This is a genomic window from Magnetospirillum sp. 15-1, assembly GCF_900184795.1.
In the GTDB taxonomy this organism is placed as follows: Bacteria; Pseudomonadota; Alphaproteobacteria; order Rhodospirillales; family Magnetospirillaceae; genus Phaeospirillum.
Window position 1 is genome coordinate 22,301 of sequence record NZ_FXXN01000020.1, and the last position, 13,595, is coordinate 35,895.

General features: G+C 65.0%; 14 protein-coding genes. 3 read left to right on the top strand and 11 right to left on the bottom strand.

What is annotated here, in order from left to right; translation table 11 throughout:
* Position 1: 1 nt before the first annotated feature.
* The gene (locus CP958_RS05920) at positions 2-2,029 is read right to left on the bottom strand and encodes a conjugal transfer protein TraG (protein ID WP_096701063.1); all 2,028 of its coding nucleotides are present in this window, start codon (positions 2,027-2,029) and stop codon (positions 2-4) included.
* A 241-nt stretch (positions 2,030-2,270) separates the two neighbouring features.
* Between CP958_RS05920 and CP958_RS05925 the strand changes: the two genes are divergently transcribed.
* Entirely contained in the window at positions 2,271-2,918 is a 648-nt protein-coding gene (locus CP958_RS05925; RefSeq protein ID WP_197706358.1) for a DUF433 domain-containing protein, read from the top strand.
* Positions 2,915-3,340: a DUF5615 family PIN-like protein gene (locus tag CP958_RS05930; RefSeq protein ID WP_096701065.1), complete on the top strand. Its 426-nt coding sequence runs from the start codon at positions 2,915-2,917 to the stop codon at positions 3,338-3,340. The genes CP958_RS05925 and CP958_RS05930 overlap by 4 nt, the downstream gene beginning before the upstream one ends.
* A gap of 79 nt (positions 3,341-3,419) precedes the next feature.
* Here the strand turns inward: CP958_RS05930 and CP958_RS05935 are convergent, their stop codons facing one another.
* From CP958_RS05935 to CP958_RS05990, 10 genes are all read right to left on the bottom strand, one after another.
* Positions 3,420-4,871, bottom strand: a complete 1,452-nt coding sequence (locus tag CP958_RS05935; RefSeq protein WP_141400434.1) for a hypothetical protein — start codon at positions 4,869-4,871, stop codon at positions 3,420-3,422.
* The gene (locus CP958_RS05940; protein WP_197706359.1) at positions 4,840-5,844 is read right to left on the bottom strand and encodes a nucleoid-associated protein; all 1,005 of its coding nucleotides are present in this window, start codon (positions 5,842-5,844) and stop codon (positions 4,840-4,842) included. The genes CP958_RS05935 and CP958_RS05940 overlap by 32 nt, the downstream gene beginning before the upstream one ends.
* 403 nt (positions 5,845-6,247) lie before the next feature.
* Positions 6,248-8,227 carry a relaxase/mobilization nuclease RlxS gene (gene rlxS / locus CP958_RS05945; protein ID WP_096701067.1) on the bottom strand — a complete coding sequence of 660 codons (1,980 nt, stop codon included), beginning with the start codon at positions 8,225-8,227 and terminating at the stop codon, positions 6,248-6,250.
* A 250-nt stretch (positions 8,228-8,477) separates the two neighbouring features.
* Positions 8,478-8,813, bottom strand: a complete 336-nt coding sequence (locus CP958_RS05950; protein ID WP_096701068.1) for a hypothetical protein — start codon at positions 8,811-8,813, stop codon at positions 8,478-8,480.
* A gap of 221 nt (positions 8,814-9,034) precedes the next feature.
* Positions 9,035-9,628 (bottom strand): lytic transglycosylase domain-containing protein, encoded by a 594-nt coding sequence (locus tag CP958_RS05960; protein ID WP_096701070.1) that lies wholly within the window; start codon positions 9,626-9,628, stop codon positions 9,035-9,037.
* Positions 9,616-10,164 (bottom strand): S26 family signal peptidase, encoded by a 549-nt coding sequence (locus CP958_RS05965; protein ID WP_096701071.1) that lies wholly within the window; start codon positions 10,162-10,164, stop codon positions 9,616-9,618. Before CP958_RS05965 ends, CP958_RS05960 begins: the two co-directional genes overlap by 13 nt.
* The gene (locus tag CP958_RS05970) at positions 10,161-10,409 is read right to left on the bottom strand and encodes a DNA-binding protein (protein WP_096701072.1); all 249 of its coding nucleotides are present in this window, start codon (positions 10,407-10,409) and stop codon (positions 10,161-10,163) included. Before CP958_RS05970 ends, CP958_RS05965 begins: the two co-directional genes overlap by 4 nt.
* Before the next feature lie 166 nt (positions 10,410-10,575).
* Entirely contained in the window at positions 10,576-10,914 is a 339-nt protein-coding gene (locus tag CP958_RS05975; protein ID WP_096701073.1) for a DUF736 domain-containing protein, read from the bottom strand.
* A gap of 656 nt (positions 10,915-11,570) precedes the next feature.
* On the bottom strand, positions 11,571-11,978 hold the full coding sequence (locus tag CP958_RS05985; protein ID WP_096701075.1) for a PIN domain-containing protein: 408 nt from the start codon (positions 11,976-11,978) through the stop codon (positions 11,571-11,573).
* Positions 11,968-12,198 carry an AbrB/MazE/SpoVT family DNA-binding domain-containing protein gene (locus CP958_RS05990; protein WP_096701076.1) on the bottom strand — a complete coding sequence of 77 codons (231 nt, stop codon included), beginning with the start codon at positions 12,196-12,198 and terminating at the stop codon, positions 11,968-11,970. Before CP958_RS05990 ends, CP958_RS05985 begins: the two co-directional genes overlap by 11 nt.
* 170 nt (positions 12,199-12,368) lie before the next feature.
* On the opposite strand from CP958_RS05990, the gene CP958_RS05995 reads away from it, so the two are divergent.
* Positions 12,369-13,571 (top strand): hypothetical protein, encoded by a 1,203-nt coding sequence (locus CP958_RS05995; protein WP_141400435.1) that lies wholly within the window; start codon positions 12,369-12,371, stop codon positions 13,569-13,571.
* Positions 13,572-13,595 lie beyond the last annotated feature (24 nt).

Consider the following 13,595-nt stretch of genomic DNA (forward strand, 5'->3'; position numbering starts at 1 on the left):
CTCAGAACGACGGCAGCAGGTCGTCACCGCCGCCTTCGGTCATGGCGTGGGCGCGGGTGAGGCTGGACAGCCGGTCCATCAGCCGCTGGTCGGCGACGACGTCGCCATCGTCCTCGGCGAGGCCGAACAGATCGCCCTGCGCCGGGGCGGCGGGTTTGCCGGCGCCCGCCTCGGGCAGGCCGGGATGGCGTTGCTGCTGTACCCCGCCCTCGTCATCCGGCGCGCCGGCTTCCTCATCGATAACGGCGGCGGCGAGACCGGCATGCGGCCCCCGCACCTGCCCGCCCCAATCGTCGAGACGCGGCGCCGGCTTATCGCTATAGCCGTCCTCGGCCAGCAACGGGGCGGCAACGACGCGGGGGATGAAATTGCCGTCCTCGTAATAGCGCAGCTTGCTGGCCCGGATCGGCGCCAGGCCGGAGACCAGCACCAGTTCGTCGGCGGGCGGCAATTGCATCACCTCGCCGGGGGTCAGCAGCGGCCGCGCCGTCTCCTGGCGGCTGACCATGACGTGGCTGAGCCACGGCGCCAGCCGGTGGCCGGCATAGTTGCGCTGGGCCCGCAATTCGGTGGCGGTGCCCAGCGCGTCGGAAATGCGCTTGGCGGTGCGCTCGTCATTGGACGAGAACGCGATGCGGACATGGCAGTTGTCGAGGATGGCGTTGGTCTCGCCATAGGCCTTGGAAATCTGGTTGAGGCTTTGGGCGATCAGATAGGCGCGGATGCCGTAGCCGGCCATGAAGGCCAACGCCGTCTCGAAGAAGTCCAGCCGCCCCAGGGCGGGGAACTCGTCCAGCATCATCAGCAGCTGGTATTTGCGCCGCTTGGCCGGGTCTCCCTCCAGCCGCTCGGTCAGCCGGCGGCCGATCTGGTTGAGCACCAGCCGCACCAGCGGCTTGGTCCGCGAGATGTCGGACGGCGGGATCACCAGATAGAGCGACACCGGCCGCTCGGCATCGACCAGATCGGCGATGCGCCAGTCGCAGGCCGAAGTGGTCGCCGCCACCACCGGATCGCGGTAAAGGCCGAGGAACGACATGGCGGTCGACAGCACGCCGGAGCGCTCGTTCTCGGATTTGTTCAGCACCTCGCGCGCCGCCGAGGCCACCACCGGATGGACCCGGGGTGCGTCCTGCGTGCCGAGATGGTTGGTGGCCATCATCCGGCGCAGGGTATGGGCGAAGCTGCGCTGCGGGTCGGACAGCACGGTGGCGACCCGGGCCAGAGTCTTCTCCTCCTCGGCATAGAGCACATGCAGGATGGCGCCGACCAGCAGGCTGTGGCTGGTCTTCTCCCAGTGGCTGCGCCGCTCCAGCGCCCCTTCGGGATCGACCAGGATGTCGGCAATGTTCTGGACGTCGCGGACCTCGTCGGGGCCCTGGCGCACCTCCAGCAGCGGGTTGTAGCGGGCCGAGCGCGGGTCGGTGGGATTGAACAGCAGGCAGTGCGAGAACCGCGACCGCCAGCCCGCCGTCAGTTGCCAGTTCTCGCCCTTGATGTCGTGGATGACCGCCGAGCCGGTCCAGGACAGCAGAGTCGGCACCACCAGCCCGACGCCCTTGCCGGAACGGGTGGGCGCGAAGGCCATGACATGCTCCGGCCCGTCATGGCGGAGATAGCGATGGCCCAGCCGGCCGAGGAACACTCCCGCCGGCCGGAACAGCCCGGCGGTTTCGATCTCCCGCGCGGTCGCCCAGCGCGACGAGCCGTAGGTGGTGACCAGCCGGGTCTGCCGCGCCCGCCACAGCGAGCCGGCGATGGCGGCGGCGCAGCCCATGAAGCCGCTGGCCCCGGCCAGCATCCCCGCCCGATCGAACACCCGGGGCGCATAGGCGTCGAAGGCATACCACCAGGGGAACAGCTGCCATGGCCGGTAGAGCGGAAAGCCGAAGATCACCCCCCATGGCGCCCCCAGTTGGGCCTGATAGCCCAGCATCGCCGCCGCCCACTGGGTCGCCGCCCAGACCCCGAGGAGGGTGATGGCGAAAACGACCGCGATCTGGCCGATCAGCAGCTTGGTGGGGGTCATGGGACCTGTCCCGTATCCGGCCTGGCACCAGCGCCACGGCAGCGGGACAAGGGTCCGGCAGAACACCGGAATCGGAAATCGCGTTCACTTACGATGGGTTACGACGATTCGGCCGGAGCGCATCCGGAGGGCGGTCGGGCGGGAATCGGGGATGGTCCCGGCCGGAAAAGCCGCAACCCCCTTGCGGTGACGGGCGATCGGCATTATCTTCCGATCCAACGGAATATTTATGAGGTCCCCCATGGGCGCCGCCCTGCTGACCCCCGCCGAGGCCGCCGTCATCGCTGGCGTCAGCCTGCGCGACATCAACCGGGTCATCGATGAGAAGATCCTGCCGGCGGGCTTCACCACCGTCGGGGATGGCCGCCGCATCCAGCTGGCCGCCTGTCCGCTGGTGGGGTTCTACTTCCGCGCCGCCAAGGCGCTGACGGCGGAGGAGCGTCTGCTGCTGATCCTCCGCTTCGCCGAGCGCATCACCGGCGACATGGCCGATCACCCCTTCGCCGGTTGGAGCACCGCCGACTGGACCGTCCACGACGGCTTCCTCAGCGTCAGCCTGTCGGGCTTCGTGGCGGAGGCCGACGACCGCTCCACCCGGCTGGCCGCCGCCCGGGCGATGGTGGTCGAGGATCCGGCAATCCTGAGCGGAACCCCCGTCCTCCGCGGCACCCGCATCCCGCTCTACGATCTGGTGGCCTCGGTCGCCGCCGGACTTCCCCGCGAGCGCATCTTCGCCGCCTATCCTGGCCTGAACGCAACCGCCCTCGATCTCGCCACCCTCTATGCCGAGGCCAATCCGGTGCGCGGCCGCCCCCGCCGCTTCACCGTCCTGCCCCCCGGCGCCACCATCACCGCCGAGCGCACCGTCCCGAGGCGCCGCCGGGCATGAAGCTGCTGATCGATGAATGCCTGAGCGAGGAATTGGCCAAGCTCGCCCGCGAGCGCGGCCATCCCGACGCCTCCCACATCCGCTGGATCGGCAAGGGCGGCGCCAAGGACTGGGAGTTGATGCCGGTCATCATCGCGGGCGACTGGACCTTCGTCACCAAGAATTCCATCGATTTCCGCGGCTCCGCCGATGCGCCGGGACAAGCCGGCGAATATGCCGGTCTCGATCTCCATGCCGGCCTCATCTGCCTCAACGGCCCGGTCGGCATGGACCTCGACCTCCAGATGGAGATGTTCGAGGTGGCGCTCGACGAGATCGATACCCAGCCCGATCTGGTCAATCAGGTGCTGGAGGTTAGCCTGGAGAACGATGCCGACGCGGAGATGCGGGTGGCGCGGTATGCGCTGCCGGATGAGGGGTGATGGGGAACCTCGGCTTCCGGTTTCCTTGATGTCGGCGAATGCCTCATTTGGACCGGAGGCGAACGTCGCTGTTGACCGATCAAGGATGGATCTGCGAAGGCTCTTTGTTGGCGTTGCTTGCTGGCACTGGCTCGGTCGGTGTCGTCTGCTTTGGCGCCGAGATCTGCGGCTGAATATTACCGGCCTGATTATTGGCGACCGGCGGAGGCTTGGTATCTTCCGACCTTGGGATACACAGGATGACAACCAGGAGAACGACGACCGAGGCTAAGCCAATCCCTGCAGTCCACCAGAACGCATATTCTGCCCTCCCAATCGGCTTCGTGACCATGCGTTTATAGTCTTCAGGGATCAGGAATCGGTACAGCCGCGGCTGCCAGTCGATACGAAGGCTGCGCTGGAGCAAGATGAACTGCGTGCCAGATAAGGCGACGATAAAAACATACGCCAGCGCGACAGCCATCACGGCGATCATCACTGCGGGATAGACGTTCGTCGCAACCCGGGTCGCGATAAGACCGATGCCGATAGCAAGCGCGCTCGCGACCGCAGCTATGGTTTGGCGAGTTGCATCGGTCACTTTTGCCGTCTCTTCTGTGACCGCTTTGCGGAGATCGCCGAGCGCCTTAAGCGTGTCCCGGCTCAAGTCGGACAGTGACATTTGATAGGCGATCTTCGCCCCGTCTAGTGCGGCTGCGATATGGATACGTGCGCATTCCTCGGCTTGAAGATGCGTGCCTCCGGTTTGGGCGAGTTCTGTCGCCAGGAGAACATGGCGCATCTCGGCTTCGCGCTCATTCTCGAATATCCAGCGTTGGGCGCGCTGAAGACTAAGGAATCCATCGCGGCCGAGGGCTGCGAGCGCATCAGTAGGATGAACCGGCCCCATAAGGACCAAACGCGGCGGCCCCTTGAATTTAAGTGCGTAGGATTCCATCTCGACCTCGTCCGGGAGTGACCGGAGCAAGGCAACGGTTGCAATGCCCGCCCATAACCGGAAAGTGGGATCGTCGAAGATGGGCAACTCGTCTGCTTGGAGTAGCCAGGGACGAATGTCGTTGGGAACGACACGAAGTTCGCCATATTCACGGACAAGCGACCGGGGGCTCTTTGTCGGCGGCAGAGGCTCAAACTGAGTCACGTCGCCCCATGGTGTGAAAATGACGCGCTGAGTCGCGAAGGGTTGTGGCAGCCGCGCGAGGAGACACCGCGGCTCGTCTCGGGGTTCCGTGAGCCACTGAGTGAATCCGGACCGCGTTAGCAGGGCTATCGTGTCAAGGCCATAGTCAGGCTTGTGGATTGTAATCCGGAATGGTGCGAAGTGCTCGCTGATCGTGTTCACGTCCCACGGCGTATTCTCGCGATCGACGATCAGCGCATTCCAATTAAGATCGGCACATTCGGCCAGCACTGCGCGCGCGTCACCGACCGCGAGTTCCGACACCCCGACCGTCGGCTTCGCCTCATTGAGCACAGCTCGATTGCCGACCGCGAGATCGTCAAGCAGTGTTGCGAGTGTTGTCAGCGACAACGCGATCCTCCGTTACGCGTTCAGTCTGGATGGTGATCGTTTCGCCACCGCCGGGACGAGACTCTCTTCGGACAGTTGCTCCGATTGCGTCATCGGGATAGATCAGCGTGATGCCTTCCGTAGTCTTGAGGCGACGCAACGGCGGGCGACGCAGAACCTGGCGGTCTGGAGGAAAGACGAGCCCCTCAAGCTTGGCAGAACGGACTTTCCGGCGAGTCCGCGCCAGCAGGTCAGCGCGCGTATTCTCGTCCTCGGGATTGCCCGCCGCAGCAAGGATGGCATCGGCGATCGCCTCCTCGGTGATCTCCTGTCGATCACGCAGCACATCCTTCGCACGGCGAAACGCGCGCGGGACATCGCGATCCGGCAACGCGTCCTGGCAGGCCTGCAACGTCTCGCGGACAACGTTGACCATCTGCTGGTTAAGTTCTTGGTCGCTCCGGGTCCGCTTCACATGAAGGAAGGCAGCGAAATAGTCACCGATATCGGGCGCGTGCTTCATTCGATCCCGCGCAGACAATGTTTGTTCGGCGACGTTATCAACAACCCGGATCAGAGCTGATTTTTGGATGGCTTTTTTGTCGGCGATGAATGCGTGAACGATGCGGCGCAGCAGCCCACCCTGATCAACATCCGCCTGTTCGATGGCCTCCCTATAGTCATATTTGATCAGGCCGTAGATTCGAACACCTTGGGTTGCCGTCGCAAGTTCGAAGATGAAGAAAGCACCGTCGCGAACATGGCCAAGATGGAGCCTAGCGAATTCGCGCGACAATGCCTGAGTTCCGGCTTCAAACGTGTCAGCACCGGAGGCAATCCGTTCAAGTTGCGTCTTCGTTTGCGAACTGGGATCAAAGCTGAAGACAGCAGCAACGTCTGTGTCGCGAATCCGATCAATAAAGAATTCTTCATGCTCAACGCGACGCGCGGGTTCAGCCACAAATTCGCCTTCGCCCACGACATGCAGGATCATATTAGTGATCCTCAGAGAGCTTATCTCCTCGTCAGTAAAGAAGCCCACGCATTCTCTCCCCATCCAGCCGAAGCGCAAGAGAGGCGGCGAGAGCCTCTCGCACACATCAATGTTTCAAGGACGGCGTGACCCCGCGTCCTCGGACAGTTCCCAAGCGAACGATCTGCGGGCAAAGAGCCCAGCCCCCGTGCGACTCTTCCGAGAATCATCTTGTTTTCTCGCTCTTCCGTCAATATTTAACGAAGAACTGGGGGCCAGAGCGCATATCGTAAGCCCCGTTGCAGCTATGACGCGCTGCTGGAGCCAATATCCGCTTCAGCGATATCCTGACGCGAGGCCGGAATAAGGCAAACGCTTTGAATGGCAGAGAATGGTCACGAGCCACCCTTCAGCCATTTCCCCATCATGACACGCTTGGCCCGCTCCGCTGTCGTCCGATGGTCCAGGAAATCCCGTCGCCGCGCATGATGCCGGACACCTGTTTGCCGAGATGGTGTTCCAGCACCGGCCGCCACGGCACCAGGGTGAAGTCCCGGCTGGTCTCGATGATCGCGAATTTGCCGCTGGCGAGATCGACGGCGCGGCGATAGATGCCCTCGACCCGATCGCCCTGCCCGGTTTCCGCATAGCCCAGCCCCAATTCCCCGGACAGCTGACCGGCGACACGGGCCAGTTCGCGCCATCGTAAAATGTCGAGCAGACCGGCGCGATAGACGACGCGGCCCTGCTCCTCCCGGGCCAGTCCTTCGGCGATCAGCCATTGCCGCCGCCGGGCCTGGGCGTCGCGCACCTCCTGGCCGAAGCCGGACTCGCGCAAGGGTTCCGGAGTGGCCGACACCAGTTCGCGGTCGAGCCAAGTGGCCCCAATGGCAGCGATCTGGCGCTCCAGCGGCAATGAGGACAGGGTTCGCACCACCACCGGGGCGGCCCTGGCCTGCTGCCGCTCGAATTCCGCCGCCCGCTCGAGATGATCGGCGGCGATGATCCAGGTCCCGTCGGGCTGGCGTTCGACGGCGCCAGCCAGCCGCCGCATCGCTTCCAGGCGACGGACATGAGTCTCGGCGAAGCTCTCGCTGGCCGAGGGATCATGGCGCAGATGGATGTCGATGCTGTAGCGCCCGTCATGGGCGGCGGCGATCTCGGTGATGGTGCGGTCGACGGCACGCGGTTCGGCTCGCTTGGGCTCGATGCGGATGATGCCGCCTTCGGGGATCGGTGGGGTGGCCTCGCCCTGGCCTATATCGACGTAATGGGTGCGGCCATCCACCCCATCGACGATCAGGTAATGGCAGTCGTTGATCTCGTCGGCAAGACCCCGGGCGACGACGCGGCCGAGGATGGATCGCGCCGAGGATTCCGCCGGATCGTGGATGACGGTCTCGCCGGCGGCCCGCGCCAGCCCCCGGGCGGTCATTTCGCGGTGCAGCGTCTTGATGATGTCGCCGCGCTCGCCCATGCGCCGTAGCGTGTCCTCCAAGCCCCCCGCCAGCCGCCACTGCCCCGGCGCCACCTCCTCGGCCAGACCGAGGCGATTCAGCTTGCGCAGACGGCCGGCCCGCAGACTCTGCTGGAAGGCGTCGCGGTCGCCGGAGCGGACCAGGCCATCGCCGCCGATGTCGCGCAGCAGGCGGCGATCGAGGCTGGTCAGGCGCTCCTGCTCCACCTCGCGCCGCAGCCGGTTCTCGATCTCCAGGTCGGTGCGCGGCCCCAGATCGAGCGTCACCAGCTCCGCCGCCCGCTCCCGGATGCCCTGGGTGAGGTAGTCGCGGGCGATGACCAGATCCTTGCCCCGGTCGTCGCGGCCACGGAGGATGACATGGCTGTGGGGATGGCCGGTATTGTAGTGATCGACCGCCACCCAATCGAGCCGGGTGGCCAGATCCTGCTCCATCTGCGCCATCAGGCGGCGAGTCAGCGGCTTTAGATCGTCGTATTCGGCGCCGTCCTCCGGGGCGACGATGAAACGGAACTGATGGCGGTCGCCCTCGGCGCGGGCGAGGAAGGCCTTGCCGTCGGCGCGGTCCTGCCCGGCATCGTATAATTGGCCGGGCTGGCCGTCACGGGTCACGCCATCGCGCTGGATATAGCGCAGATGGGCCCGCGCCCCCTGCATCCCCTTGCCGGCCAGTTTGACAATGCGGGATTTGACGATGACACGGCGGACGCGGAAGGCGGCATGACGGTCGCGGGCGGACAGCACCCGGCCGATGCCGGCGCCGCGTCCGATCCGGCCGCCGTGAAATTTGGACTTACCGCCGCCGCGCATCCGCCCACCGGCCAGCGCAGTGGCCTGCAACACCCGATGCAGATATTTGCGGCCCCGGCGGCTGCCCCGGGAGCGGATCTTGCCGGGCCTGGGTTCGAAGTCGTCGTCCTGGGTCATGGCCCTATCTCCATCACCTCGTGGAAAATCAATGCTTTGCGGGATCGCATCTCCACGGCCGCAAGGGCGGTCTCCCTGAAAAACGATGTGCAGACAAGGACTTGGGCGTCTCGACGAGACAGACCTTTAATCTTGCCTTACGCGGCATTCCGGAGCCTCCACCGCATCATTCCCGCTCATTTGCGACCTCATGCCTGACGGAAGCCCGAGGCGAGGCTCGGAACCACCGCCCCGGAGGAGGTCGGCGGGGTCATCCCCCGCCGTCGAGGAAGGCCTGTTCGGCATCCTCGAAACAATCGAAGCCGCGCTGCGTCAGCAGGGCCCGGACTCGCCGTTCGCCATCGACGACGCAGGTCGCCACGAGGTAACGGCGGCGGAAATAACCGATGATCCGCACGATCACGCCGCTCGCCTCGTCGTCATCGAAGCCGTCCCAGGCCCCGAGATCGCGTTCGACGAAGCGGCTATCCCAGACAAAATCGGCCCATTCGGCGGCGATAATGGTGTCGATATCGCCGCCGAAATGCTCGAGCAGTCGCGGGAAATGATCGAACTCGGCGTGCGGGTGAATGGCATGGGATGACATGGCAACCTCCTGGATGGACGTCCTCCTCATCGAGGACACCTCCCCGGAGCAGCCGGCGAAACGCCGGTCAGGGACGCGGCACGCGCCGCGCAGCGGGGCGTGGGGGAGCCAAAATGCGCCCGCATTTTGGGGGAACCGCGCCTCCTTGACCGGCGCTTCGCCCTGGCTGGTAGACTGACCAAGCCGAGACGAAGCCCCTCTCTCCACCGGCGCCGCGCCTCTCATTTTCCTTCCCCCGGCCCGGTGGTCAGGGGCACGAACAGATCGCCGGACCCAGCTGCCTTCGGGTCGTCCAATGGGGCGTTCTCGACAGTCCGCAGATGAAAGAACAGCCGCGTCCCCGACCGCAGCGCGGGTGGCAGGGTCGCATCGGTGGGGGCCCGGGCCAGGGTGGCGAGATAGCGGCGGGTCTCGGCGGGAAGCGGTGTTCCACTCCTGAGATACCGGTCATAACGAGCCGGCCCGGCATTGTAGGCGGCGAACAGGCCGGGGGAGCCGTAGCGGTCATGCATCGCCCGCAGATACGCCGCCCCCGCCAGGATATTGTCGCGGGGATCGAAAGGATCGGGGCCGAGGCCAAGGTGGAGGCGCAGTTCGGCCCAGGTGCCGGGCATGATCTGCATCAGCCCCATGGCGCCCTTGGGCGAAACGGCGCGGGGATTGCCGCCGCTTTCGGCTTTCAGGACCGCCCGAATCCAGCTCTCGGGAAGGACGAAACGCTGGGCGGCTTCGGTGATGGCCGGCTGCCAGCGATCCGCCGCCTGCGCCGGCATCACCGCCAGGAGTCCGGCGACCAGGAGGCTCAGTCGGTCCATAACGGCACCAGCCGACCGATCACGGCGGAGATCGGAACCGGCCCGAACAGGCGGCCATCGAACGAATCCGCCACCTCCGCCATCAACGGCAACAGTTCGTCCCCGAGGCACGCGCACCCTTCCCAGCGCGGCAAAGACCGGCCCAGACGGTCGCGCTCCAGCCGGATGGCGACCGCTTCGCCGTTGATGAACAGGTCATCACCGAGGGCGCAGACCGTATCGCCGGCCAGCGCCGCGACACGCTTCACCAGCGGCACCTGCGGCGGCAGATAGCCCCGCGCGGCGGCGAGGTCACGGATGCCGGCGGGCGGCCACAGCAGCATCAGATCGCCGCGCCGCAACGGCGCGGCCGGCAGCACCCGGTAGAGGCCGATGGGGGCGCTGGCACTGGCGTTCCACACCAGCAGCGGCGCCGGTCGGCCGAACCCGGCAAGGCCGACCCAGCCGAGCCCGACCAGGGTCAGGGCGAGGATGACGCGCGGGTGGTGGTGCCCGCGCCGGTGCCGCCGCGGGCGGATCAGGCGGAGCGCGATCATCGCCGTGCCGCGCCCGCCCCGGTGTCGGAGGTAGAGGCTTGGCCGTGGGTTTTCGACCAGCCGTCGAGGTCGTCGATATGGTAACGGACATAGCGGCCGTGCTTGCGGAAGCGTGGTCCGCCGCCCATTGTCCGCATCTTTTCCAGCGTCCGGCCGGACAGGCCGACATAGAAGGCGGCCTGGGCGGTGTTGAGGAACGGGCTGCCTTTTCGGGCCTGGGCGGCCCGGAGGATTTCGTCGTCCATTCTTGCTCTCCATCGGGTGCAGCGGCGGGCATCGCCGCGAATGGGGCAAGGATGGCGGAGGGCGGCGTGCCGCGGGACGCTCTGAAACCGGCCCCCCGGGATTTCGAGCGGGCGGGCTAGGGAAACAGCCCCGCCACGGCGATCCGCGGCGGGGCTGCCGAGGGCCTTACCGGTCGCGCGGCTCCCACAGGGCCATGTGGGTGGCCCCGTCCTCGGTGGCGTGTTCAAGCTTGACCAGGCGGGCGCGGACCCAGTTGGGGCCGAATTCCGGGGCGCCGATCTTGAGGTTGAGATAGGTCTCGCCGCTGGTCTTGGCGACCTGGCTCCAGGCGGCGCCGACCTCGAAACGCTGGCCGTTGCCGGCATAGACCCGGTGATCGGGGGCGTTGTCGGACTGCTTGTCCACGGGGATGATGGTCAGGTTGGCGGTAACGTTGAGGGTCTTGAGGGTGCCGGTGAAGACGCCGTCGTCGAGCTTGGTGAAGGTGCCGAGGGTGATGGCCATGATAAGTCTCCTAAGCGTTCGTCGCGGGGACCGTCCCTGCGATGGCTCGGGCGACAAGACCGCCAGGCGTGGCCGTCCACCCGCAGCCGCAGGCGAAGGGCCGGAACGGCGTGGAGAACCCGGAGGGCAGGAAAATTTGAGAGCGTAGCGGGCGCGAGGAATGCCGCGAAACGCGGCAGGGGAAATTTTCCGCCCCCGAAGGGTTGGACGGACGCGACGCGGGATTTAGCCCTCAAGAGCCAGCAGGGATGGTCCACGATGGACACCAGGAGACGGCGGCCCATCACCGGAGGGATTCCGCCCCGACCACGGCCACGATTCCCGCCGGCCCGAAGGCCCGCTTTCCCGCCTGCCCCGGCCGGTTTCCGGGAGCAGACGACGAGCATCATCTCCCCATCACGGGGACCTGCCCGAGGGACAATCCGGAGAGGACTGCACCGGAACCGTCCGGTCGCGATGAACTGCGGGACACCTCATCACCACGGGCGATGACCGGTGCGTTCGGCGGGAACAAACCCGCCGTCAGCGTCATGAACCAGCAGGAAAAGACGGAGCCCGCATGAATCCGTGGGAACCGATCCGACATCGGTATTGGCGGCAGGCCCCCGGTGGATCGGTCATGGCGGAGCAAACGGTAATCCGCCCGCGATATTCCCTCAGCTCGCCGGACGAAACGGGTTGGCGATCCGCAGCCGGTTCTCGATCATCCTCCCATCCTGCATGTCTTCCGACCACAGCCGGTCGCAATCGGCGTGGAGCGCCGAGGCGACGATCATCGCGTCCCAGATCGACAGGCTATGGCGTTCGGCCAGGGCCAGGCCGGTTTCGTGGATCTCCACGGTGAGGGGACGGACCTCCAGCAGGGCCCGGATCACCGACAGGAAGGTCTGAATTTCCGTCCACGACAGCCGCATCTTGCGGCGGGCGACATGGGTGAATTCGTTGAGCACCTGCACGCTGATGGCGCCGCCATCCCGGATCACCGTCTCCGCCCGGTCCGCCTTGTCCAGATCGCCGGAGGCGAGATAGACCAGGACATTGGTGTCGATGAAACTACCGGGCATTGGCCTCGTCCCGGTCGAACTTGAAATCGGCGGGAAGCCGTCCCCGGAAGGCATGCAGGCGCTTCAGCATCTCGTCCCGGCCGGGCTTGCGCGCCACGGAGAATTCCCGCGCATCCTCCACATGGATTTCGATCTCGTCACCCTCCTTCAATTCCAGGGCCTCGACGACCGAGGCGGGAAGACGGACGGCGAGACTGTTGCCCCATTTCGCGACCTGCATGGCACCCTCCGATGATAGACGTTTGATGAAATGTATATCCGGCAGGAACCGTGATCAAGGGAACCGGCATCGCAGGCGAGCAGACAGGACGACCGGCCGATTGACACCGAAACCGCTTTCTGCGCATCAAAATCACAACCTTTGGGGCAATCTCACACCGACCAGCATCCATGGCCGACATGCCTGCACTCGATTTTTCCAAACCATTTAAGGCAATGGTCGCGAATGCGGACCTGACAATCACACCATGGGCGCTCATCAGCCTCCTGAGCGCCGCAGCATCAAATCTGCTCACACCACTGGCACCCGTTGCCGGCTGGGCGTTCGTGGTCTGTCTTTCCGCCGCAGTGGCGACTTTCTTTCTAGCGGCACGGTCCAAGGCAAGCGATCCCCAAGCCAATCCGCTACGACTCTATGGAAATGGTCTTCTTGTCGCGGTCGTGCTTGGCTTGGGGTTCGGCAGTGTCTGGACATGGCAACAAATAGCCGGCAACCCGCAGCAAGGCGTCATCGTAGCAAAGGCACCGGAACTGGCCCCATTGCAGAACCTGCTTCCCGGGATGGTCATCGACCTCCATGCCTTGCGAGATTCCGCGGCATCGGCCGACGCGGGGATCGAGAGGATCAACCGGAGCGTGAAGCGGGAAACAAGCGAAGATCCCAGGAAAGAACTGGCCAATATGGGCCTGCCGTGGACGGCCGAGAGTTTCCTCAAATCCATCGAACTTGGTGACCGGAGAAGCATCGACCTTTACTTGGCGGGCGGCATGCGACCCGACGTGCGAACCGATCAGTCCGTACTTTTCTACGCCATCGTCAGCAACTCCCCCGATCTTGAATGGACGTTAAGGCGCTTCGTCCAAATGGGGCTCGACCTCGATCAGCCAATGGATTTGCACGATGGCTCGTACGCGCTCTATCCCAGTGCACAATGGAAGACGCCGGTTTATGTCGCAGCCATGCACGGCAGATTTGCCACGCTTCGCCTGCTGATGCGCCTTGGGGCGACGACAAAGCCCATGGCCCACGAATTTTCCGCCCTCGTCGCCCAAATCGACGCCGCCGAGGCCGAAAAAGTCCGTATGCGGGACCCAAAATATTGTGCGGCGAAGAAGTTGCGGGAAAAATTCGGGGAAGTCGTCGAAATGGCAAAAAAATTCTGCCTTGTTGATTTTGAAGCATGCGCCGACAGCGTTGATCCGAATCGGGGATACCGACATACGGCGATGCTGGTCTGCGAGAAAATGGTCCCTCTGGAGCGGCAATTTGCCCCTCTCAATTGGAGCCCGACCAATCCGACACAGCGAAAAAGCTACGTGCAGGCGCTCGAGGCTCTTGGTCAAGATCCAGGTCAAACTTCACAAATTCAGTAATCGGTGCTGCACTCACGGTCGGGG